20 protein-coding genes are annotated in these 22230 nt (G+C 63.8%); 16 read left to right on the forward strand and 4 right to left on the reverse strand.

Translation table 11 applies throughout. From position 1 onward, the window contains the following. Positions 1 to 179: 179 nt before the first annotated feature. The 12 genes from argS to tatC all read left to right on the forward strand — a co-directional run bounded on the left by argS (position 180) and on the right by tatC (position 10696). Entirely contained in the window at positions 180 to 1865 is a 1686-nt protein-coding gene (argS, locus tag CLAM6_RS15725; protein ID WP_043332965.1) for an arginine--tRNA ligase, read from the forward strand. Positions 1866 to 1868: 3 nt separating this feature from the next. Then, complete coding sequence (locus CLAM6_RS15730; RefSeq protein ID WP_153636594.1) at positions 1869 to 2522, forward strand: SPOR domain-containing protein; 654 nt, start codon at positions 1869 to 1871, stop codon at positions 2520 to 2522. Positions 2523 to 2853: 331 nt separating this feature from the next. Beyond that, a complete protein-coding gene (gene hslV / locus CLAM6_RS15735) occupies positions 2854 to 3375 on the forward strand; it encodes an ATP-dependent protease subunit HslV (protein WP_043332970.1) in 522 nt (173 codons plus the stop codon). Between the two features lies 1 nt (position 3376). Further along, the gene (gene hslU / locus CLAM6_RS15740; protein WP_043332972.1) at positions 3377 to 4702 is read left to right on the forward strand and encodes an ATP-dependent protease ATPase subunit HslU; all 1326 of its coding nucleotides are present in this window, start codon (positions 3377 to 3379) and stop codon (positions 4700 to 4702) included. A 343-nt stretch (positions 4703 to 5045) separates the two neighbouring features. Then, complete coding sequence (locus CLAM6_RS15745) at positions 5046 to 5405, forward strand: gamma-butyrobetaine hydroxylase-like domain-containing protein (protein ID WP_043333080.1); 360 nt, start codon at positions 5046 to 5048, stop codon at positions 5403 to 5405. 147 nt (positions 5406 to 5552) lie between these two features. Beyond that, positions 5553 to 6299: a bifunctional demethylmenaquinone methyltransferase/2-methoxy-6-polyprenyl-1,4-benzoquinol methylase UbiE gene (ubiE, locus tag CLAM6_RS15750; RefSeq protein WP_153636595.1), complete on the forward strand. Its 747-nt coding sequence runs from the start codon at positions 5553 to 5555 to the stop codon at positions 6297 to 6299. Positions 6300 to 6306: 7 nt separating this feature from the next. Continuing rightward, a complete protein-coding gene (locus tag CLAM6_RS15755) occupies positions 6307 to 6975 on the forward strand; it encodes a ubiquinone biosynthesis accessory factor UbiJ (RefSeq protein ID WP_131432768.1) in 669 nt (222 codons plus the stop codon). Then, entirely contained in the window at positions 6972 to 8600 is a 1629-nt protein-coding gene (ubiB, locus tag CLAM6_RS15760; protein ID WP_043332979.1) for a ubiquinone biosynthesis regulatory protein kinase UbiB, read from the forward strand. Before CLAM6_RS15755 ends, ubiB begins: the two co-directional genes overlap by 4 nt. Before the next feature lie 201 nt (positions 8601 to 8801). Then, positions 8802 to 9137: a phosphoribosyl-ATP diphosphatase gene (locus CLAM6_RS15765; protein WP_043332980.1), complete on the forward strand. Its 336-nt coding sequence runs from the start codon at positions 8802 to 8804 to the stop codon at positions 9135 to 9137. A 109-nt stretch (positions 9138 to 9246) separates the two neighbouring features. Beyond that, entirely contained in the window at positions 9247 to 9501 is a 255-nt protein-coding gene (tatA, locus tag CLAM6_RS15770) for a Sec-independent protein translocase subunit TatA (RefSeq protein ID WP_043332981.1), read from the forward strand. Positions 9502 to 9506: 5 nt separating this feature from the next. Then, positions 9507 to 9905, forward strand: coding sequence for a Sec-independent protein translocase protein TatB (gene tatB, locus CLAM6_RS15775; protein WP_153636596.1), 399 nt, complete (start codon positions 9507 to 9509; stop codon positions 9903 to 9905). Continuing rightward, positions 9905 to 10696, forward strand: a complete 792-nt coding sequence (gene tatC / locus CLAM6_RS15780) for a twin-arginine translocase subunit TatC (RefSeq protein ID WP_043332983.1) — start codon at positions 9905 to 9907, stop codon at positions 10694 to 10696. Before tatB ends, tatC begins: the two co-directional genes overlap by 1 nt. 204 nt (positions 10697 to 10900) lie before the next feature. Here tatC and elbB read toward each other — a convergent pair whose 3' ends face one another. Further along, positions 10901 to 11587 carry an isoprenoid biosynthesis glyoxalase ElbB gene (gene elbB, locus CLAM6_RS15785; RefSeq protein ID WP_153636597.1) on the reverse strand — a complete coding sequence of 229 codons (687 nt, stop codon included), beginning with the start codon at positions 11585 to 11587 and terminating at the stop codon, positions 10901 to 10903. A gap of 653 nt (positions 11588 to 12240) precedes the next feature. On the opposite strand from elbB, the gene hemB reads away from it, so the two are divergent. Then, positions 12241 to 13260, forward strand: coding sequence for a porphobilinogen synthase (gene hemB / locus CLAM6_RS15790; RefSeq protein ID WP_153636598.1), 1020 nt, complete (start codon positions 12241 to 12243; stop codon positions 13258 to 13260). A gap of 48 nt (positions 13261 to 13308) precedes the next feature. Continuing rightward, positions 13309 to 15594 (forward strand): polyphosphate kinase 1, encoded by a 2286-nt coding sequence (gene ppk1 / locus CLAM6_RS15795; protein WP_153636599.1) that lies wholly within the window; start codon positions 13309 to 13311, stop codon positions 15592 to 15594. A 204-nt stretch (positions 15595 to 15798) separates the two neighbouring features. On the opposite strand, the gene CLAM6_RS15800 is transcribed toward ppk1, so the two are convergent. Both CLAM6_RS15800 and CLAM6_RS15805 read right to left on the reverse strand, forming a co-directional pair. Further along, positions 15799 to 17940: a PhoX family protein gene (locus CLAM6_RS15800; protein WP_153636600.1), complete on the reverse strand. Its 2142-nt coding sequence runs from the start codon at positions 17938 to 17940 to the stop codon at positions 15799 to 15801. A 255-nt stretch (positions 17941 to 18195) separates the two neighbouring features. Further along, positions 18196 to 19356, reverse strand: coding sequence for a 3-deoxy-7-phosphoheptulonate synthase (locus CLAM6_RS15805; protein ID WP_153636601.1), 1161 nt, complete (start codon positions 19354 to 19356; stop codon positions 18196 to 18198). Between the two features lie 727 nt (positions 19357 to 20083). On the opposite strand from CLAM6_RS15805, the gene CLAM6_RS15810 reads away from it, so the two are divergent. Together CLAM6_RS15810 and CLAM6_RS15815 are read left to right on the forward strand one after the other, a co-directional pair. Then, positions 20084 to 20638, forward strand: coding sequence for a sigma-70 family RNA polymerase sigma factor (locus tag CLAM6_RS15810; protein WP_043332989.1), 555 nt, complete (start codon positions 20084 to 20086; stop codon positions 20636 to 20638). After that, entirely contained in the window at positions 20617 to 21327 is a 711-nt protein-coding gene (locus CLAM6_RS15815; protein ID WP_107335921.1) for an anti-sigma factor, read from the forward strand. The genes CLAM6_RS15810 and CLAM6_RS15815 overlap by 22 nt, the downstream gene beginning before the upstream one ends. 177 nt (positions 21328 to 21504) lie before the next feature. Here the strand turns inward: CLAM6_RS15815 and folM are convergent, their stop codons facing one another. After that, positions 21505 to 22218: a dihydromonapterin reductase gene (gene folM, locus CLAM6_RS15820; protein ID WP_043332992.1), complete on the reverse strand. Its 714-nt coding sequence runs from the start codon at positions 22216 to 22218 to the stop codon at positions 21505 to 21507. Between the last annotated feature and the right edge of the window lie 12 nt (positions 22219 to 22230).

Raw genomic sequence — 22230 nt, forward strand, 5'->3', positions numbered from 1 at the left:
CAGGGCGCGGAATGCGGCGCGATTGATCACGACGGTTTATGCAAGCCGCAGGATCGGTGATAATGCCCGCCATCGTGCAGCGACATCCGCACTCCCCCCATTGCCCGCAGGCCTGATGCCTGCAACCGCCTGCTGTATGGCACGCGGTGCGACCCGAGCCGTGAAGAGACCGATATTCCATGAAAGAGACGATCATCGAACTGCTGGGCCAGGCCCTGGAAACCCTCAAGGCCGACGGCACCCTGCCCGCCGACGCCAGCCCGCAGATCAAGGTCGACCCGACCAAGGACAAGAGCCACGGCGACTACGCCAGCAATCTGGCGATGATGACGTCCAAGGCCGCCGGCATGAAGCCGCGCGATCTGGCCGAGAAGCTGATCGCGGCGCTGCCGGCCTCCGATGCCGTCTCCAAGGTCGAGATCGCCGGCCCCGGCTTCCTGAACTTCTTCGCTGATACCGGTGCGGTAGCCGATATCGTGCGTCGCGTCTTCAGCGAAAGCGACAGCTTCGGTCACAGCGACGTGGGTGCCGGCGAGAAGGTTCAGGTCGAGTTCGTCTCCGCCAACCCGACCGGCCCGCTGCACGTCGGTCACGGCCGCGGTGCCGCGGTCGGCGACGTGCTGTGCCGCCTGCTGGCCGCCACCGGCCACGACGTCACCCGCGAGTTCTACTACAACGACGCCGGCGCCCAGATCAACAATCTGGCGCTCTCCGTCCAGGCGCGCGCCAAGGGTCTGGGCCCGGACGATGCCAGCTGGCCGGCCGATGGCTATCGCGGTGACTACATCAGCGAACTGGCCGCCTCCTACATGGCCGGCGATACCGTCGAAGCCGATGGCAAGCAGGTGACCGGCGCCGCGGACCCCGATGACCTGGAGGCCATCCGCGTCTTCGCCGTCGCCTACCTGCGCCACGAACAGGATCTCGACCTCAAGGCCTTCGGCGTCGAATTCGACGTCTACTTCCTCGAGTCCTCGCTCTACAGCGACGGCAAGGTCGAGGAGACCGTCAAGCGCCTGGTCGACAACGGCTACACCTATGAAGACGACGGTGCCCTGTGGCTGCGCACCACCGACTTCGGCGATGACAAGGACCGCGTGATGCGCAAGCGTGACGGCGGTTACACCTACTTCCTGCCCGACGTCGCCTACCACCTCGACAAGTGGCAGCGTGGCTTCACTCAGGTCATCAACGAGCAGGGTGCCGATCACCACTCCACCGTGACCCGCGTGCGTGCCGGTCTGCAGGCTCTGCAGGCGGACATTCCCAAGGGCTGGCCGGACTACGTGCTGCACCAGATGGTCACCGTGATGCGCTCCGGCGAGGAAGTGAAGCTGTCCAAGCGTGCCGGCAGCTACGTGACCCTGCGCGACCTGATCGAGGAAGTCGGCCGCGACGCGACCCGCTACTTCCTGGCGGCACGTCGCGCCGACTCCCAGCTGACCTTCGACATCGACCTGGCGCGCTCCCAGTCCAATGACAACCCGGTCTACTACATCCAGTACGCTCATGCCCGAGTGCACAGCGTGCTGCGCAAGGCCAGCCGCGAAGAGAAGCCCTTCGACGAAGCCCTGGCCATGGCGCAGCTCACCCTGCTGACCAGCGACCAGGAAAAGGCCGTGATGAATCGCATGGCGCAGTTCCCGGACGTCGTCGCCCACGCCGCCAAGGTGCGCGAGCCGCAGCAGGTCGCCCAGTACCTGCAGGACCTCTCCTCCGACTTCCACACCTGCTACAACGCGGTGAAGGTGATGGTCGAGGACGACGCGACCCGCAATGCGCGCATGGCGCTGGGTCTGGCGACCGCTCAGGTCATCCGCAACGGCCTGGCCCTGCTGGGTGTCAGCGCTCCCGAGGAGATGTAAGCCATGGCTGCTCGCCGCCCCGCCAACAAGAAGCCCGCCTCCCGCCAGGGGGCGAGCCCCCGTCGGCAACCCGCTGCCAGCCAGAGTCGTGGTCTGCCCAGCTGGCTGTGGGGCATCATCGGTCTGATCGCCGGCTTCGCTCTCGCGCAGTACTTCGAGAAACAGGCCCCGCGTCTGCCGGTCGCGGCCATCGTGCCCAAGGCCAACACGCAGCAGAACGGACAGCAGAACGGGCAGCAAGCCGCCAAACAGGGCAACCAGCAGCAGAAGGAAGCCCCCGAAGAGTCCGCCGGCAACATGCCGACCTTCGAGTTCTACACCCTGCTGCCGGAAACCGAGGTGATCGCGCCCAAGGTGGATGAGTACAAGTCCACGCCGCGTCCGGGCAGCGCCGAGAGCACCAAGAAGTCCGAGGCCTCGCTGACCAACTACATGTTGCAGGCCGCGTCCTTCCGCGAGATGAGCGATGCCAAGAAGCTGGCCGGCAAGCTCAAGGACCTTGGCCTGCTGGCCAAGGTCAGTGACGTCAACGCCTCCGGCGGCACCGTCTGGCACCGGGTGCAGGTCGGTCCCTACAAGGACACCCGCGAGCTCAATCGCGCCCAGGACCTGATGAACACCCAGGGCATCGAGCCCTTGTTGATCAAGCTGCAGTAAGCCAGGCGTGAGCCTTGCGACAGACGGGCCCGCTCATTTTTGAGCGGGCCCGTTGCATGAGGGCGCAGACCAGGGCCGATCGCAGTCAACGCTGAGTCGCCGATGACTTGAAACCCGTATCGGCGCCCCCATCTACAGCATTCCGGTGAGATATCAGGCCCGCGTGCCGCCCATCAGGCGGTGCAGGATCGCGGCAAGCAGTGGCAAGCGCCAGGCTGACGATCACCACCCGTTTTACGCGACGAGGCCACGGCCTCGTCTGCCCAGAAATGCCATGCCCGGCCCCGTTCACCTTATTCCAATCGCCGGCATGCTCTCTCAGGAGTTATCCATGACCACGATCGTCTCCGTGCGTCGCAACGGCCAGGTCGCCCTGGCTGGTGACGGCCAGGTATCCCTTGGCAACACTGTCATGAAAGGCAACGCCGCCAAGGTGCGTCGTCTGTATCGCAATCAGGTACTGGCCGGTTTCGCCGGTGGTACCGCCGATGCCTTCACACTGTTCGAACGCTTCGAAGCGCAGCTCGAGAAGTATCAGGGCCAGTTGGTGAAGTCCGCAGTGGAGCTTGCCAAGGAGTGGCGCTCAGACCGCGCCCTGCGCAAGCTGGAGGCCATGCTGGTAGTCGCCGACAAGCACGCCTCCTTGATCATCACCGGCAACGGTGACGTGGTCGAGCCCGAGCACGGCGTGCTGGCCATCGGCTCCGGCGGCAACTACGCCGAGGCCGCTGCCCGCGCCCTGATCGAGAATACCGAGCTTTCCGCCCGCGAGATCACCGAGAAGTCCATCTCCATCGCGGCCGATATCTGCGTCTTCACCAACCACAATGCCATCATCGAGGAGCTGTCCTGAGATGTCCCAGATGACCCCGAAGGAAATCGTCAACGCCCTCGATCAGCACATCGTCGGCCAGCCTGAAGCCAAGCGCGCCGTGGCGGTTGCCATGCGCAACCGCTGGCGCCGCATGCAGCTCGATGACGATCTGCGCCCGGAAGTCACGCCGAAGAACATCCTGATGATCGGCCCGACCGGTGTCGGCAAGACCGAGATCGCCCGTCGTCTGGCCAAGCTGGCCGGCGCGCCCTTCCTCAAGATCGAGGCGACCAAGTTCACCGAGGTCGGCTATGTCGGCCGTGACGTGGAATCCATCATCCGCGACCTGGTCGAGGTCGCGATGAAGCTGGTGCGCGAAGACGCCATGAAGGAAGTGCGCGACAAGGCCGAAGATGCCGCCGAAGAGCGCATCCTCGACGCCCTGCTGCCGCGTGTGCGTGGCGAAGAGTACGACGCTGCCGCCAACAACAGCAGCACGCGCCAGATGTTCCGCAAGAAGCTGCGCGAAGGCCAGCTGGATGACAAGGAAATCGACATCGAGCTGAGCCCGGCCAGCCAGAGTCTCGATTTCGCCACCCCACCGGGGATGGAAGAGATGACCAGCCAGCTGCAGTCCATGTTCTCCAACATGGGCAAGCAGCAGAAAGAGAGCCGTCGCATCACCGTCAAGGAAGCGCTCAAGCTGGTTCACGAGGAAGAAGCGGCCAGAATGGTCAGCGATGAAGACCTCAAGAGCCGTGCCATCGAGGCCGTCGAACAGAACGGCATCGTCTTCCTCGACGAGATCGACAAGGTCGCCAAGCGTGGCGAATCCGGCAGTGGCGGCGATGTGTCCCGCGAAGGCGTGCAGCGCGATCTGCTGCCGCTGATCGAAGGTTCCACCGTGTCCACCAAGCACGGCATGGTCAAGACCGACCACATCCTGTTCATCGCCTCCGGTGCCTTCCACCTGTCAAAGCCGTCGGACATGATTCCGGAGCTGCAGGGCCGTCTGCCGATCCGCGTCGAGCTCAACGCCCTGACACCGGAAGACTTCAAGCGCATCTTGACCGAGCCGTCCGCCGCCCTGATCCGTCAGTACAAGGCATTGCTGGCGACCGAAGGCGTCGAGCTGAGCTTCGCGGATGACGCCATCGAGCGCATCGCGCAGATCGCCTATCAGGTCAACGAAGGCACCGAGAACATCGGCGCGCGTCGTCTGCACACCGTGATGGAGCGTCTGCTGGAAGAGATCTCCTACGAGGGTGGCGATCAGCCCGGCGAACTCAAGGTCGATGCCGCCTACGTCGATGCCCGTCTGGGTGATCTGGCGCGTGATGAAGACCTGTCGCGCTACATCCTCTGACGACACGCTCACGCGCCTGACAGCCCCTCATGGAAGCCAGTCCCGTTCCTGAGGGGACTTCTGACGCCCGATCCGGCTTGGCCCGGATCGGGCGTCAGTGCATCATGCGCACAAGACACATCGACCGGCCAAGCGCCGCGCTCGACGCCTATCTGCCTTCGCCATGCCGCCCTGCGCCCTACGCCGCCGCGCGGCATGCAAGCCCGAGGATGCCCCGATGAGCCACGACACTCCCAAGGACGCCGCCGCGTCCCACGACGCTGATACCAGCGGCCAGCAGCGCGACTACCGCCTCAATGAGCGCCATGCCCGCGATGGCGAAGAGGCCCCGGTACCGACGCGCGTGCACTACCACAAGTCAGAGCGCGAACTGGAGCTGGGCTACGCCGATGGCCAGAGCTTCCGCCTGAGCACCGAATTCCTGCGCGTGATGTCGCCATCGGCGGAAGTGCGTGGCCACGGTGTCGGCCAGGAAACCCTGCAGGTCGGCATGCGCTACGTCGGGCTGACCAACATCACCCAGAGCGGCCGCTACGCGCTGAAGCTGCACTTCGATGATGGCCATGACAGCGGCCTGTATACCTGGGAATACCTGTGGGAACTGGCCAATCGCCGCGACGCCATGTGGGCCTACTACCTGCGCCAGCTGGAAGAGGCCGGCGCCTCGCGTGAACCACTGGGCATTCCGCTCAACCAGCTGTAAGCCACTGATGCCACTGGGCGCGGCAAGATGTCCGAGTCGACGTCTTGCCAAAAGACAGCCCGCTGGCCAGCGGTTACAATCGAGCCACTGCGAAAGCTCACCATATTGTGCTGACGTCGCCACGGCGGCGTCACAACAGGGGAAGTCATGGACAAGCGTACGACTCACTTCGGTTATCAGGAAGTTGCCGTGGACGAGAAGGCAGGCCGCGTCGCGGATGTCTTCCACAGTGTCGCCGCCAAGTACGACGTGATGAATGACCTGATGTCGTTCGGCATCCACCGTCTGTGGAAGCGCATCACCCTGGAGCGTGCCGGCGCCCGTCCCGGCCAGTCGGTGCTGGACATCGCCGGCGGCACCGGTGACCTGACGCTGAAGTTCTCGCGTCTGGTCGGCCCGAAAGGCCGCGTGGTGCTCGCCGACATCAATGCCTCGATGCTCAACGTCGGCCGCGACAAGCTGCTCGACCGTGGCGTCGGCGGCAACGTCGAATACGTGCAGGCCAATGCCGAGGCCCTGCCCTTCCCGGACAACACCTTCGACATCATCACCATCGCCTTCGGGCTGCGCAACGTCACCGACCAGGCCAAGGCCCTGCGCTCCATGCAGCGCATCCTCCAGCCGGGTGGCCGTCTGCTGGTGCTGGAATTCTCCAAGCCGGTAAATCCGCTGCTCTCCACCGCCTATGACCAGTACAGCTTCCGGCTGCTGCCCAAGATGGGCGAGATGGTCGCCGGCGACGCCGACTCCTACCGCTACCTGGCCGAGTCCATCCGCATGCACCCCGACCAGAAGACGTTGGCCGGCATGATGGAAGAGGCCGGTCTCGAGCGCGTCGAGTACACCAACCTGACGGGCGGCATCGTCGCGTTGCACCGCGGTATCAAGCTCTGAGGCTGTCATGGCATTGCTGACCCCCCTGCTGTTGGCGACCGCTGAGCGGACGCTGAATCAGCTGCTTGCTCGCGACCCGGCCTCGACGTCGCGCCTGAATGCACTGGCAGGCCGACGCCTGCTGGTGCGTGTCGAACGCCCCGCCTTTGACCTGCTGGTGCACTTCGACCTGCAGGGCCTGCACCTGTTGCGCCTGCCCCAGGCCAACGAGAGCGATGGCGATGTGGTGGTGGAGCTCGACATGGAGACCGCCGCCGCCCTGCTGTCCGGTGAATCCATCGAGCGCCTGATGTTCGAGGGCCGCCTCGCCGTGCGTGGCCGTATCCATCTGCTGGAGAGCGCCCGAGATCTGGTGATGGACCTCGACCTGGACTGGGAAGGCGCGCTCAGCGAGTGGTTCGGCGAAGCCCCCGGCCATAGCCTGGCCAGCGGCCTGCGCAGCCTCGGGCGCTTCGGCCTGATCAGCCGCCGCGAGCTGGAGCTGGACCTGCGCGAGTACCTCACCGAGGAGGCGCGCTGGCTGCCCGGTCAGGCGCAGATGCGTGTCGCCCGCGACGAGCTGACCGAGCTGACCCAGTGTCTGGATCGCACCGAAGCGCGTCTGGCGCGGCTGCGCCGTCATCTCGAGGCCGCCACCTCCCATCAACCTGCCGAGCGGGAGTGCCAGCCGTCGTGAGACTCTATCGCCTGCTGAGCATCCTGTGGGTCATCGCCCGCTACCGCCTCGACGACCTGGTGCCGCCGGGACGCGTGCCGGCCCTGCTGCGCCCGCTGCTCAAGCTGTCGCCGCTGCGTCTGTTCCCCATCGGCAGACGCACGCGTGGCGAGCGTCTGCGTCTGGCGCTCGAGGCATTGGGCCCGATCTTCATCAAGTTCGGCCAGATGCTCTCGACGCGCCGCGACCTGCTGCCGCCGGACATCGCCGACGAACTCAAGCGTCTGCAGGATCAGGTGCCGCCGTTCGAGAACCAGGTCGCGCGGGAGCTGGTCGAGCAGGAACTCGAGATGTCGGTCGAGGAAGCCTTCGCCGAATTCGAGGCCCAGCCCCTGGCCTCCGCCTCCATCGCCCAGGTACATGCCGCACGACTGCACGATGGCTCGGACGTGGTGGTCAAGGTCATCCGCCCGCGCATCGAGGAAGTGATGCGCAAGGACATCGGCCTGCTCTACATGTTCGCGCGCCTGTTGATGAAGGTCTCGCCAGAAGCCCGTCGCCTGCGCCCGGTCGAGGTCGTCGCCGACTACGAGGCGACGCTGTTCGACGAGCTCGACATGCACAAGGAGGCCGCCAACACCTCCCAGCTCAAGCGCAACTTCCTCGACTCGCCGCTGCTCTACGTCCCGGCCATCCACTGGCCACTGACGCGCCGCCGCGTGATGGTGCAGGAACGCATCCGCGGCATTCCGGTCGCCGATATCGAGGAGCTGACCGCGCAGGGCACCGACCTCAGGAAGCTGGCCGAACGCGGCGTGGAGATCTTCTTCACCCAGGTATTCCGCGACAACTTCTTCCACGCCGACATGCACCCCGGCAATATCTTCGTCTCGCGCGAGAACCCGCACGACCCGCAGTTCATCGCCATCGACTGCGGCATCGTCGGCAGCCTGACCCGCGAGGACCAGGACTATCTGGCCCGCAACCTGCTGGCCTTCTTCCGCCAGGATTACTACGAGGTCGCGGCGCTGCACATCGAGTCCGGCTGGGTCGGCGAAGGCACGCGCGCCAACGAGTTTGCCGCGGCCATCCGCGCCGTCTGCGAGCCGATTCTCGAGAAGCCGCTCAAGGACATCAGCTTCGGCCAGGTCCTGCTGGGGCTGTTCCAGACCGCGCGCCGCTTCAACATGGAAGTCCAGCCGCAGCTGGTGTTGCTACAGAAGACCCTGCTCAACATCGAGGGCCTCGGCCGCCAGCTGTATCCGGACCTGGACCTGTGGGCCACCGCCCGCCCCTATCTGGAGCGCTGGATGAAGGAGCGCGCTGGCCCCAAGGCGTTCTGGGCCGAGATGGTCAAGCAGGCACCGGAGCTGTCGCATCAGCTGCCACAGCTGCCGGCGATGGCCTTCCAGGCCATGGAGCGCATCGAGGACGAGCATCGCGCCCGTCAACGCCAGACAGAAGCCATCACCACGCTGCGCGATCGGGTCAATCACGCCTCCAGCACCAGCTGGCGGCTGCGCGCGGGCCTGCTGCTGGTGGCCGGCGCGTTCGGTTGGCAGCCCCTGATGGCCTGGGCGGAGACCCAGCCCGTGGCGGTACTGGTGGGCGCAGGACTGGGAATCGTGTTATTGCTGTGGCGCTAGCCGCAGGCAGACATGATGGCCTGACTGGCCCGGCGCGCAACGACACTTGCCGCCCCATGGGACGCAGTGCAATATGAATGACATATAACACTTGCATCCTGAGTCGCCTGCCCACGCCGTGCCGTTTGCCGTGCAAGGTGTGCCGTCAGCGCAGAACTCGATGACTTAACGCAAGACCCAAGCTTTCAGGAATGATGATTCATGAGTGATATTCTCAACCGTCTGTCAGTGGTACTGGCAGAACGGCGCGACGCTGACCCGACCTCCTCCTATGTCGCGAGCCTGCATCACAAGGGCCTCAACAAGGTACTGGAGAAGATTGGCGAAGAGGCGACCGAAACCGTACTGGCCGCCAAGGATTTCGCTCACGACGACGTGGACTCGCAGCGTGCCGTGATCGGTGAGACCGCTGACCTGTGGTTCCACTCACTGGTCATGCTGTCGCATCTGGGGCTGGATCATCAGGAAGTGCTGGATGAGCTGGCACGCCGCTTCGGTGTTTCCGGCCATGATGAAAAGGCCGCTCGCGGCCAGTGAAGGACCCGTATTCTTCCGGCGCAAGTCGGCTTTCCGGCAGCGGTGCCAGCACCCTGCAAGTCTCAAGGCCCAATGACCCGGTGTCAGCGGCCCAAATGGAGAATTTCCCATGTTAGGTGGCATCAGTATCTGGCAGCTTCTCATCGTACTCGGCATCATCATCCTGATCTTCGGGACCAAGAAGCTGCGCAACGTCGGCTCTGATCTCGGCGGTGCCGTGAAGGGCTTCAAGGGCGCGATGAAGGAAGAAGAGAAGAAGAGCGACGAGCCGACTGCCCAGCAGAAGGTCGCGCATGAGGAAAAGCGTGGCGACACCATCGATGTCGAGGCCGAGAGCCGCGATACCGCTGACAAGCGCTCGTAACCCGCATGTTCGATATCGGCTTTTTTGAACTGGCATTGATCGCGCTGCTGGCGCTGATCGTGCTCGGCCCGGAGCGTCTGCCCCGGGCCGCCCGCACTGCGGGTCTGTGGCTGGGACGCATCAAGCGCAGTGTCTCGGGCATTCAGCAGGAAATCAGTGCCCAGCTGGAAGCCGAGGAACTGCGTCAGACGCTCAACGAGCAGAAGAAGCAGCTCGATGAGACGCTCGCTCATGCGCGCAACGAGGCACGCGATGTCGAGCGCGGCATCACCGAGTCCAGCAAGCCCCACGATGCAGGCGCCTCCGGCGCTGAGACCAGCCCCCGCCCTGCCGAGAATGGTGCGCCGGCCACCGAGCCGAGCACTGCTTCCGACACCCGTGAATCACGAGAGCCACGTTCCTGATGAGTGATCCACATGCCTCACCGTCAGGTGGTCAGGGCGACGCCGCACATGCGCCGCTCATCGAGCACCTGATCGAGCTACGCTCGCGCTTGCTGCGCGCCACCCTGGTGGTGCTGGTGGTTTTCGCTGCGCTGTACGGCTTCTCCAACCAGATCTATCTGTATGTCGCCGAACCGCTGATGGCATTGCTGCCACCGGGTTCGCAGATGATCGCCACCGAAGTGGCCTCGCCCTTCCTGGCACCCTTCAAGCTGACATTGGTGGTGGCGCTGTTCCTGGCGATTCCCGCTGTGCTCTATCAGGCCTGGGCGTTCATCGCACCGGGCCTCTATGAGAACGAGAAGGCGTTGGCCCTGCCGCTGCTGGCTTCCAGCATCCTGCTGTTCTATGCCGGTGCGGCCTTCGCCTACTACGTGGTGTTCCCGCTGCTGTTCCAGTTCTTCACCACCACGGGCCCCGAGAACGTGGCGATCATGACGGACATCAATCAGTACCTGAATTTTGTCCTCAAGCTGTTCTTCGCCTTCGGGGTGGCCTTCGAGATCCCCATCGCCACCTTCCTGCTGATCTGGACCGGCGCGACCACGGTGGAGGCACTGAGCAAGAAGCGCCCCTATATCGTGATCGCCTGCTTCGTGGTCGGCATGCTGCTGACACCGCCGGACGTGATCTCGCAGTCGCTGCTGGCGATTCCGATGTGGCTGCTGTTCGAGGTTGGCATTCTGGCCTCGCGCCTCTTCAAGCGCCGTCGTGCGGCCTCAGACGATGAGGCATCGCAGGAAGCGCCCTGAACGTGGCTGCCAGCAATCGGGCATCAGAAACAGGGCGCCAGAAACAGTGCCTCAGAATCACAGCATCAAAACAGAAAGCCCCGCCGGGTCACCGGCGGGGCTTTCTGTTTCTTGGGGCTTTCTGTTTCTGGGGGCTTTGTGTTTCCAGGGAACTTGCTCACACCAGGCGCGCTCTTTCACGACAGCCGCTCTGGCGTGTCGAGGTCAGTCCTGCTCGGCGGCACGCGCCTTGTCGTCCTCGATCCAGCTATCGATGCGCTCGACCAGCTTGAAGATGCCCTGGGCCGCTTCGCTGATGCGCTCCGCCAGCAGATAGGCCGGGGTAGTGACGACACGGTTGGCGGCGTCGACGACGATGTCCGTCACCTCGCAGCTCTTGTGCAGGCCGCCCTGGGCACTGATCGCCCCGGAGATGCTGGCATCGTTGCCGATGGTGACCGAGATGCCTTCCCCCAGCAGCTTGGGCACCATCACCGGCGCGATGCACATCACGCCGATCGGCTTGCCGGCCGCGTGGAAGGGCTGCACCGCGTCCTGCAGGCCCGCGACGAGCTCGAGGTCCTCACCCTTGACGGCAAAGTCACACAGATTCTTGGCGGCGCCGAAGCCACCGGGCAGGATCAGCGCATCGAAGTCGTCCGCTGACAGCTCTTCCAGCGGGCGCACCTTGCCACGTGCCAGACGCGCGGACTCGACCAGCACGTTGCGGGTCTCCTCCATCTCGTCGCCAGTGCCGTGATTGATCACGTGATGCTGCGCGACATCCGGTGCAAAGCACTCATAGGCAATGCCCAGCTGATCGAGACGCAGCAGCGTCAGGGTAGTTTCATAGATCTCGGAGCCATCAAAGACACCGCAACCGGAAAGGATCAGGGCTACCTGCTTGGTCATGGGTTACTCCATTGACGATGAGCTGTGCGCGGCGATTGCCGGACAGGTCAGAAAAGACTAATACAAGCGCGTGACTGATTCGAATGCCGAGCCTGATTTCATGCCCGGCGTCATGCCAGGCGCGAGACGCTTCAGCGGCACCGAAGATGCGCGACCGCCACGCGGCAGACAGTGACAGGCGTGCAGGCGAGGCATGTCACTGCGCATCCTCTCAAGACTATGGGCGGCCCTGGCACAACTCAAGTGCTGCTCCTCATCCACTCGCATGTCATCAAGGCTCTGGTGCCGGAGGCTTGCCGCGGTTGTCCGGCGGGGTCTGTCAGGCCCCACACCCGCCCCATCAGGGCCGTGCATGAGGCGCGACACCGCGACACATCTCCTGCACCTGTGGCCACAAGTCAACGCTGATATACTCAATTGACCCTGCCACAGGGACGACGGCTCCCGCCACGGGCCACCCACTTGCAGGCCGCAAGCCAGGCCTTCTCGTCGCCCGAAAGACGCCTTGTCGTCATGTTCAGCCCCTGCTGGCACCTCACGTGACCGGCCTTGCCCCATGACCGCTGGCATCACTGTAATATTAATGAAATATTATAGACCTAGACTGCCTGCGACCATCACGGGAGCGGACCACCCGACCCGGAGAGCATTTCTTGAGCCAACGTACCCCGCGCCAGTTTCCTGCGACTCGTATGCGCCGTATGCGCAAGGACGACTTCTCTCGCCGCCTGATGCGTGAAAATCAGCTGACGGCCGATGATCTGATCCTGCCGGTCTTCGTTCTCGAAGGCTCCCAGCGTCGTGAAGCCGTGCCCAGCATGCCGGGCGTCGAACGCCTGTCCATCGACCTCATGGTCGAAGAATGCCGCGCCGTCCACGCACTGGGCGTGCCGGCCATCGCGCTCTTCCCGGTGGTCGATGCCGAGGCCAAGACGCTGTATGCCGAAGAATCCTACAATGCCAACGGCCTGGTGCAGCGTTGCGTGCGCGCCTTGAAGGAAGCGCTGCCGGAGCTGGGCGTCATCACGGATGTCGCGCTCGACCCCTACACCGTTCACGGTCAGGACGGCATCCTCGACGAAGACGGCTACGTGCTCAACGACCGCACCGTCGAGACCTTGATCAAGCAGGCGCTGTCACACGCGGAAGCCGGTGCCGATGTCATCGCGCCCTCCGACATGATGGATGGCCGCATCGGCTCCATCCGCGCCATGCTGGAACAGGAAGGCCTGATCAACACGCGCATCATGGCCTACTCGGCCAAGTACGCCTCCAACTACTACGGCCCGTTCCGTGACGCGCTCGGTTCGAGCGGCAATCTGGGCAAGGCCGACAAGCAGACCTACCAGATGGACCCCGCCAACAGCGATGAAGCGCTGCACGAAGTGGCCATGGATATCACCGAAGGTGCGGACATGGTGATGGTCAAGCCGGGCATGCCCTATCTTGATGTGGTAACGCGTGTGAAGCGCGAGCTGGAAGTGCCGACCTTCGCCTATCAGGTCAGCGGTGAGTACGCCATGCACATGGCGGCTTTCCAAAACGGTTGGCTGGATGCCGACAAGGTCATTCTCGAGTCGCTGATGTGCTTCAAGCGTGCGGGTGCCGACGGCATCCTCACCTATTTTGCTCGCCAGGCGGCCGAATTGCTGGCGCAGAAAAACCGCCTTTGACAACCCCGGCCATTGCGGATGCGGCTGACCGGGATCATGGAGTTGATGATGGAACAGACGCCCAAGCAAGACACCGACAACAACACGGCGACCCTGCCGGAAGTCGCTGACAGTCGCGACAAGGATGCTGCCCCCAAGGCAGCATCCACCCCACGGGAAGGCGAGATCGAGCTGGCGGCGGATGAGCCGCCGGCTCAGGAACCGCTGCCCCTGCGCGTCAACCGGACGCGTACCGGTATCCATGCCAAGGCCACCCCCTCCCCCGAGGCTGATCTCGCTGATCCGGCGCTGTACTTCAATCGCGAGCTGTCCAACCTGCAGTTCAACATCCGCGTACTCGAGCAGGCCAAGGATACCTCGCATCCGCTGCTCAACCGCTTGATGTTCCTGCTGATCTTCACGTCCAACATGGACGAGTTCTTCGAGATTCGCGTGGCGGGTCTCAAGCATCAGATCGCCTTCGATCGCACCGACCCCGGCTGTGACGGCATGCTGCCGAGCAAGGTGCTCGATGAGGTCTCCCGCATCACGCATGAGCAGGTCGAACGCCAGTACCGCATGCTCAACGAGGACCTGATCCCCGCGCTGGAAGAGCAGCACATCCGCTTCCGTCGCCGCAATCAGTGGAACGATGCCCAGAAGGCCTGGGTGCGCGATTACTTCGAGGAAGAGATCCAGCCGGTCATCAGCCCGATCGGTCTCGACCCGTCGCACCCGTTCCCGCGCCTGGTCAACAAGAGCCTCAACTTCATCGTCGAGCTGGAAGGCAAGGATGCCTTCGGTCGTGAAGGTGGCCTGGCCATCCTGCCGGCCCCGCGCTCGCTGCCGCGTCTGATCCGCATCCCGGATGGCCTCGTCGAGCAGGGGTACACCGAATACGTCTTCCTGTCCTCGATGATTCACGCTCACGCCCAGGAGCTGTTCCCGGGCATGAAGATCAAGGGCTGCTATCAGTTCCGCCTGACCCGCAACGCCGATCTCTCGGTGGATGCCGAGGATGTCTCCGACCTGGCCTCCGCGCTGCGTGGCGAGCTGCTGGCACGCCGCTACGGCGACGGGGTGCGTCTCGAGGTGGCCGACAACTGCCCGGAAGCGCTCTACACCTTCCTGCTCAAGCAGTTCGATCTGGAAACGCGTGACCTCTATCAGGTCAAGGGCCCGGTCAACCTCAACCGCCTGATGGAAGTCATCGGCGACGTCGGCCGCGAGGACCTGCTCTACGCCCCGTTCACTCCGGGCATCCCCAAGGCACTCAAGGGCGACAACAGCCTGTTCGATGCGATCCGTCGCGAGGACATCCTGCTGCATCACCCCTTCCAGTCCTTCTCCCCGGTCGAGAACCTGCTCGCCGAGGCGGCGCGTGACCCGAACGTGCTGGCCATCAAGCAGACCCTCTATCGCACCGGCGCCGACTCCAACATCGTCTCCTCACTGGTGGAAGCCGCACGTCAGGGCAAGGAGATCACCGTGGTGATCGAGCTGCGGGCGCGCTTCGACGAGGCCGACAACCTGCAGCTGGCCTCACGCCTGCAGGAAGCCGGCGCCATCGTCATCTACGGCGTGATGGCCTACAAGACCCATGCCAAGATGCTGCATATCGTGCGACGTGAACACGGCGAACTGCGTCACTACGCGCACCTGGGCACCGGTAACTACCATGCCAAGACGGCGCGTCTGTATACCGATTACAGCCTGCTGACCGCCAACGAGACACTTTGCGAGGACGTCCACAAGGTCTTCCAGCAACTGACCGGCATGGGCAAGCAGCGCAATATCGAGAAGCTGCTGCACGCGCCCTTCACGCTGCATGAGCGCATGGTGGAGATGATCGACCGTGAAGCGCGCAACGCCGAGAAAGGCAAGCGCGCCCACATCATCATCAAATGCAATTCACTTACCGAGCCCAAGCTGATTCGAGCCCTCTACCGCGCCTCGCGGGCTGGCGTGCAGTGTGACCTGATCATCCGCGGCGTCTGCTGTCTGCGCCCGGGCGTGCCGGGGATTTCCGACAACATCCGCGTACGCTCGGTGATCGGTCGCTTCCTCGAGCACACGCGCACCTTCCACTTCCACAATGCCGGTCAGCCGGAAACCTGGTGCTCCAGCGCGGATTACATGGAGCGCAACATGTTCCACCGCGTCGAGACCTGCTTCCCGCTGCTCGACAAGAAGCTGGCCCAGCGTATCCGCAAGGACCTGGACACCTATCTGGTCGACAACTGCCAGAGCTGGCGTCTGGAAAGCGATGGCCACTACACCCAGCTGGATGCCGGCGACGCGGAACCGATCAGCGTGCAGGAAACCCTGCTGTTCGCCTATGCCGCCAAGGCCTGATCGCGCTCGACGAGGTCAGGACAGAACAAAGCTCATGGACTCTCGGCCCTCACGCTTGCGTGGGGGCCGTTGTCGTTGGCTCCCTCTCCACCCCATTGGTCGACTAGCGTCCTCAGGCGAAGCGGGGCCAGGTTCAGGCGCATGAAAAAGCCCCCGTATCATCGATACGGGGGCTTCGCGTTCACACCTGACGCGCGGCTTTCATCAGACGCCGATCTGGCCGCCGTCTTCGCGCTGGATGACCACGGTCGCGGCGCGGGCACGCACACTGCCATCGGTCGCGGCGGTGGCGTCATCGCTCTGCGGCCAGTTGGCCGGGTGCTGGATGTTGATGAACATCGCGGTCTTGTCCGGGGTGGTGAAGATCCCGGTGACTTCACAACCGTTCGGGCCCACCGCGAAGCGCTTGAGCTGCGCCTGGTTGTCGGCACCGATCACGGCCGCGTCACCCTCGGCCTGCTCGAGTCCTGCCGGCACGACCGCCAGCAGCTGGTCATTGGTGACCTCGGTGATGCCTTCGTAGCCATTGTCCGTCTGGATCCACAGGATGCTGTCCTGACCTTCGCGGCCATCGAAGTAGAGGCCATCGGGACTGGCGAACTCGTTCATCTCGGTCAGGCCGGACAGGTTGTCGGCATCGCTGGCCGCTGCGCCGAACACGAATATCTCCCAATCGAAGGCCTTGTGATCGCCCGCTTCACGCCAGCGGATGATCTGACCCGCTTCGTTGTTGCCACGCGGATTGGCCGCGTTGGTCGGCGCGGTCTTGTAACCGACACCCGGCTCCTCGATGGCGGTGCCATCGTTGGTGAAGGCGGCGTCAGTGCCTTCCTCGGTGCGCTTGGAGTTGTTGGTCAGCGTCATGTAGACCTCACCGGACACCGGGTCCACCGCGCCCCACTCCGGACGGTCCATCGGGGTCGCGCCCATCAGGTCAGCCGCATCGGTGGTGTGGATGATGATGCCAGCCAGGTCATCGGCCGCCAGTCCCAGTGCCTCAGCCAGGGTGCGACCATCCTTGGTCACGGCGTCCGGCGTCAGCTTGAGCCACGTGCCGGTGCCATCGGCGGAGAACTGGGCGACATACAGCGTGCCCTTGTCCAGGTACTTGTCGCCGATCGCCAGGCGGTCCTTGAAGTCACCGGCGCCACGGGCATCAGCGGCGTCCCACTTGGCGTCCGACACGAACTTGTAGATGTACTCGTTGCGCGAATCGTGACCGGAGTAGAAGACCACCGGCTCACCCTCGACCAGCTTGCCCGGCCAGCAACCTTCGTGACGGAAGCGGCCCAGCGCGGTGCGCTTGATGGCCTGCTCGCCGGTGTAGGGGTCGATCTCGACGATATAGCCGAAGGTCCGCGGTTCGTTGCGGTAATCCTTGTCGGCGCTGTCTGCCGTCGGCGTGTTGTCGAAACGCGCGAACTCGCCATCGACTTCACTGGCATCCCCGGCGGCGGTTTCCCAGCCATAGCGGCCACGCTCGGTCTCGATGCCGATGCGGTTGTCATCGAGCTGGCGATCGCTGCGCTTGACGAAGTAACCCGGCCAGTTCTCTTCGCAGGTCAGGTAGGTGCCCCACGGGGTGTAGCCGTTGGCGCAGTTGTTGTTGGTACCACGGGTGCGCATGCCATCCGGCGAGAAGGCCGTCTTGACGTAATCGCTGCCCGCCACCGGGCCGCTCAGCTTCATTTCGCTGGCGCTGGTGTAGCGGCGGTTGTAGCGCGAATCGCCCACCACTTCCCACTTGCCGTTGCTGGCCTTCTTGACCTCGACGATGGTCACGCCGTGGGCATTGATCTCGGTGCGCACTTCATCGGCCGGACGCTTGCCGGAATCCGCGTTGGTCGCACCGCCCTTGGGTGCCCACAGAGCATCCTGATCGATGTATTCGTTGTTCATGACCAGCAGGAAGTTGCTGGAGGCCGTGTCGTCGCTCAAGGCGAAGTTGTGCATGCCATCGTGATGCATGCCGACGGTGTTGAGCTGGATCTCCGGCGTCATCGCCAAATCCTTGCTCCACTTGGGTGCCTTGGCATTGAGCGGCGTGCCCCACGGCGCCAGCACCTGTGCGGTATACCCCTTGGGAACCACGACTGCATCCGTGCGTGAACCCTTGATCGATTCGAAGGCCAGTGCCAGAGCCGTCTTCTCGCCCGCAGCACTGCTGGCGGCGTTGGCCGTGGTGCTCAGCCCCGCAAGACCGAAACCACCCAGCATGCTGGCAGCCGCCATGCCCAGGCCGCCCTGCAAGACACGACGACGCGAGATGTGTCGTTCGATGACGGATGAGAACGTCTCGTTGCTGCTGGGATTAAGCAGGCGATGGTCTTCGATTTCCTTGCTCATGTCGCTTCCCCGTAGTCAGGTTTCGGGTTGTTCTGTTCAGGCATGCCCCTTGAGGGCATGCCGAAGGCAACAAGAGTGATACGCGAGCCCGATGACAATTCCGTGACGAACGGGCAACAAAGGCAAGAGACGACAGCGCCCAACGGGCTTTCGACCGTTGGGCGCTGGGGACTTCAGGACAAGCCGACAAATTCAGCAAACATCAGGCAAGCGCGACGTCATCCTCCCATCGAGGCGCGAGTCTGGCGCCTGATCTCAGGCCTCGCGCAGGCGCTCGGCGGCCAGGCTCAGCAGGTGCTCGGTGGTTTCCCAGCCAAGGCATGCATCGGTGACGGACACGCCATGACGCAGCTGGGAGAGCTTCTCCGCTGCCGGCAAGGCCTGCTTGCCTTCATTGAGGTGACTTTCGAGCATCACGCCGATCAAGGCATCATCCCCCGCCAGACGCTGAGAGAGCACATCCAGCATCACTTCGCTCTGGCGGCGGTGGTCCTTGCGGGAATTGGCGTGGCTGCAATCGACCATCAGGCGCGGCGTCAGGCCAGCGCCTTCCAGCTCACGCCGGCAGGCGGCCACCGAGGCAGCGTCATAGTTGGGCTGGCCATGGCCGCCACGCAGCACCACATGGGTATGCGGGTTACCCGCGGTCTCGATCAGCGCCGGACGTCCGCTGTCATCCATGCCGAAATGGCGATGCCCATGCGCCGCCGCCCCGATGGCCTGCACGGCGACCTCGACGCCTCCGTCAGTGCCGTTCTTGAAGCCCACCGCACAGCCGAGGCCGGAGGCCATCTCGCGATGGATCTGCGACTCGGTGGTACGGGCGCCGATGGCCGCCCAGCCGAGCAGGTCTTCCAGGTAGGCGGCGGTCAGCGGCTGCAGCAGCTCCGTCGCCACCGGCAGGCCCAGCTGGTTGATCTCGCGCATCAGCTCGCGTGCCTGACGCAGGCCGGTGGCCATGTCATCGCTGCCATCCAGATGCGGATCATAGGCCAGCCCCTTCCAGCCCACCGTGGTGCGCGGCTTCTCGACATAGACACGCATCACCAGCTTGAGGCGATCACGCACCTGCGGCTCGATCACCGCCAGGCGCTGGGCGTACTCACGCGCGGCCTTGAGATCATGGATGGAGCACGGCCCGACCACCACCAGCAGACGATCATCGTCGCCGGCGAGAATAGCGTTGATCTCATCGCGATGCTGGCGAATCTGGCCGGCCAGGTCGGCGTCCACCGGCAGCTGCTCGCGCAATTCGCTGGCGCTGGGCAGGGCTTCACGACTGATGCGTCCGGGTGTGGTCGGTGTCTGGGCGGCATCAGAGCGGGTCACGGTGGCGTTCTCGGCAGTCAAGGGGTCAGCAGTAGCGTCGGCAGTGTGCGGGTTGGCGGTCAACACGCGTTCAAGGCTGGCGTTCATGGTCTTCTCTCCTGTGATGAAGCCTTGGCTCCATCACGCAATATTCATTCTGACAGACAGGGACTTCGCGAATCGTCACCCCGGTGTTGCTCGCCCTGCCCCGCGGTGACAGCGGAAAGAGGCAGGACGCCGCTAAATCGCCAGCGCCAATAACCATGCACGACCCGAGCGGAGGCAAGAGAAAAGCGGGTAGTCAGGATAGTGGTGCGCATGGTCATTCCTCTCGTCATTCATGCTGCAATCATTGTCGGCACGTTAGGGTGACATGCCTCTCGTCATGGATTTCGCAAGGCCCGAAACGCAAGAACCCCCGGCCGTGGCTGCGACCGGGGGTTCTTCAAGGTGGTGGCAGCCCGTACGAGACAGGCGCGCCGTAACCTCAGGCGCGCCCCTGTGTAAACCAATACCAATAGCCGGCCGCACACGCCGCCGTCACGACCTGGCCCGAAGGGCAGGCAGCGACAGTGAACGGGCGGTGGCTGGTGGTCTGATTCATGGGTCGGGCCGGTATCCAGTAGTGACAATGAAAATGGTGATAGGCCTATCCTTGCACTCCAGATCGTCCTGCGCAAGCGTGAACCGGCAACAAACCGTTGCCCGCACGCATAAAGAAGGGCTATCAGCCTGAAGAGGCATCAGTATAATCTTTGGTTGTCGAGCAACATGATCGGCAACGCGCATTCGTCCAGCGGTGCCTGACACCGCGCCCACAGCTTGGAATGCATGCATGCAGGATTCCCGAAATGATGCACTGATTGAGTATCTGTCGGGATGCGCCCGGCAGGATGCCAAGGCACTGGATCAGCTCTATCGAGCGACCAGTGCGCATCTATACGCTCAGTTGCTGCGTATCTTGAGACATGAGGCATCCGCGCAGGATTGTCTTCAGCAGGTCTACATCCGGGTATGGGCCGCCGCCGCCCAGTATGACGCCGGCCGCGCCCGCCCGATGACCTGGCTCGGCACCATGACCCGCAACATCGCCATCGACTGGATACGTCGACAGCGACCCAGCGAGCATGACAGCGATGAATTGATCGCCGCCATGCCGGGGCGGAGTGATATCGAGGCAGATGTCGACCTGGCCCAGCACAGTGGTGAACTCCACCAGTGCCTGGCCGAGCTGAATGACGATCAACGCCGCGCCCTGGAACTGGCCTACTTCGAAGGCCTCACCCACCAGGATCTGGCCAATCAACTGGACCAGCCCTTGGGCACCGTCAAGAGCTGGGTCCGTCGTGGACTCGAGAGGTTGAAGACATGCATGAGTCATTTGATCTGAGCGACCCGGAACTGCGCGAAGCCGCAGCGGGCGAATATGCGCTCGGCACATTGACACGCGACGAGCGCGCGGCATTCGAGTCACTGCTGGCCGTCAGCCACGACCTGCAACGTGATGTGGAGCGCTGGCGCGAGCATCTCAACGTGTTCAATGAACAGCTCCCCCCCGTCACGCCACCAGCCCATGTCTGGCAAGGCATCGCCGAGGCGACGGGCACCGCCCGTCAGCCCTGGTGGCGTCGCCTGGGCCTGTGGCAGGGCATGACCGCCACGGCGTTCAGCCTGGCGCTGGCGGTCACCCTGACCTTCAGCCTGGGGCACAACGCGGGCATGGAGAGCGACTACGTGTTCGTGGTCAACAACTCTGACAGCAGCCCCGGCTGGATCGTCAACGCCTCCCACTCGGGCGAGATGATGGTGCAGGCCGTCAGGCCCGAAGCGCCGGCCCCCGGCAAGGTCTGCGAGCTGTGGCTGATGGCCAAGGATGGCAAGGAGCCGATGTCACTGGGCATCCTGCCGCACTCCGGCACCATGAAGGTCGAGGTGCCCAAGGAGTATCTGGCCGCCTTCCCCGACAGCGACCTGGTGATCACGCTGGAAAGCCCGCAGGGCGCTCCCTCCGGCAACCAGATGGGGCCGACCCTCAAGAAGGGTCAGCTGACGCCGGTCGAAGGCCGCCACATCCTGTAAGCGCTTCGCTAGTGCAGGATGTCGTAGCAATGATCGCAACAACGATCGCAACAACGGTCGCAGCAACGAAAAAAAGCCCCCGCTGAAAAGCGGGGGCTTTTTTGTGCAGTGCTCAGGTCTCGAATGTCATGCCTCGGAAGTCGAAAGCGATGGCCGAAAGACCACTGACAGGAGCTATCAGCGCAGGTGGCGGCCACCATCCACCGGCAGGGTCGTGCCCGTGACATAGGGACTATCCAGCAGGTAGCGCAGCGCCTGCCAGATGACGCCAGGCCCCGGTACCTGCTGCATCAACGACTTGGCGCGCGCACGCTCGGCATAGTCATCATCATCGTCCGGGCGCAGCATGATCAGCGCCGGCGCGATGGTGTTGACCTGGATGCGTGGCGCGAACATCGACGCGAACGACAAGGTCAGGTTCTCGAGTCCCGCCTTGCTGGCCGCGTAGGCCGCATGCTTGCGCGAGCCCTTCTGGACCACGAAGTCACTCATGTGGACGATGTCCGCCTGCGTCTCGACTCCGGCTTCCAGCAGATCGCGCAGCGCCAGATTGATCAGGTACGGCGCCTGCATGTGGACACGGAACAGGTGCTCGAACAGCTCGCCCTGCCCCTCGCCGTCGCCATCCGGCGCCCAGTCGCCGGCATTGTGCACGATCGCCCGCAATGTCGGAGTCAGCTCACGAATCGCCGCGATGAAGGCCTGGATGCCTGCCTCGCTGGAGAAATCCGCCTGCACGGTGCGAATGCCCAGCGCACGCAGGGCGTCGAGCTCTTCCCGCTCGCGTCGATAACTGATGATGACCGGATGACCATCATCGATCAGTCGCTCGGCACAATAGCGCCCCAGACGCTGCGCGCCACCGGTGATCAGTATCGGGGACTGACTCATTCACTCGACTCC

Source organism: Cobetia sp. AM6 (assembly GCF_009617955.1).
In the GTDB taxonomy this organism is placed as follows: Bacteria; Pseudomonadota; Gammaproteobacteria; order Pseudomonadales; family Halomonadaceae; genus Cobetia; species Cobetia amphilecti.

Excerpts from the sequence above, each read along its gene's own strand:
- argS (WP_043332965.1), top strand. The coding sequence starts at position 180 with ATGAAAGAGACGATCATCGAACTGCTGGGCCAGGCCCTGGAAACCCTC.
- CLAM6_RS15730 (WP_153636594.1), top strand. The coding sequence starts at position 1,869 with ATGGCTGCTCGCCGCCCCGCCAACAAGAAGCCCGCCTCCCGCCAGGGG.
- hslV (WP_043332970.1), top strand. The coding sequence starts at position 2,854 with ATGACCACGATCGTCTCCGTGCGTCGCAACGGCCAGGTCGCCCTGGCT.
- hslU (WP_043332972.1), top strand. The coding sequence starts at position 3,377 with ATGTCCCAGATGACCCCGAAGGAAATCGTCAACGCCCTCGATCAGCAC.
- ubiE (WP_153636595.1), top strand. The coding sequence starts at position 5,553 with ATGGACAAGCGTACGACTCACTTCGGTTATCAGGAAGTTGCCGTGGAC.
- CLAM6_RS15755 (WP_131432768.1), top strand. The coding sequence starts at position 6,307 with ATGGCATTGCTGACCCCCCTGCTGTTGGCGACCGCTGAGCGGACGCTG.
- CLAM6_RS15765 (WP_043332980.1), top strand. The coding sequence starts at position 8,802 with ATGAGTGATATTCTCAACCGTCTGTCAGTGGTACTGGCAGAACGGCGC.
- tatA (WP_043332981.1), top strand. The coding sequence starts at position 9,247 with ATGTTAGGTGGCATCAGTATCTGGCAGCTTCTCATCGTACTCGGCATC.
- tatB (WP_153636596.1), top strand. The coding sequence starts at position 9,507 with ATGTTCGATATCGGCTTTTTTGAACTGGCATTGATCGCGCTGCTGGCG.
- tatC (WP_043332983.1), top strand. The coding sequence starts at position 9,905 with ATGAGTGATCCACATGCCTCACCGTCAGGTGGTCAGGGCGACGCCGCA.
- elbB (WP_153636597.1), bottom strand. The coding sequence starts at position 11,587 with ATGACCAAGCAGGTAGCCCTGATCCTTTCCGGTTGCGGTGTCTTTGAT.
- ppk1 (WP_153636599.1), top strand. The coding sequence starts at position 13,309 with ATGGAACAGACGCCCAAGCAAGACACCGACAACAACACGGCGACCCTG.
- CLAM6_RS15800 (WP_153636600.1), bottom strand. The coding sequence starts at position 17,940 with ATGAGCAAGGAAATCGAAGACCATCGCCTGCTTAATCCCAGCAGCAAC.
- CLAM6_RS15805 (WP_153636601.1), bottom strand. The coding sequence starts at position 19,356 with ATGAACGCCAGCCTTGAACGCGTGTTGACCGCCAACCCGCACACTGCC.
- CLAM6_RS15810 (WP_043332989.1), top strand. The coding sequence starts at position 20,084 with ATGCAGGATTCCCGAAATGATGCACTGATTGAGTATCTGTCGGGATGC.
- CLAM6_RS15815 (WP_107335921.1), top strand. The coding sequence starts at position 20,617 with ATGCATGAGTCATTTGATCTGAGCGACCCGGAACTGCGCGAAGCCGCA.
- folM (WP_043332992.1), bottom strand. The coding sequence starts at position 22,218 with ATGAGTCAGTCCCCGATACTGATCACCGGTGGCGCGCAGCGTCTGGGG.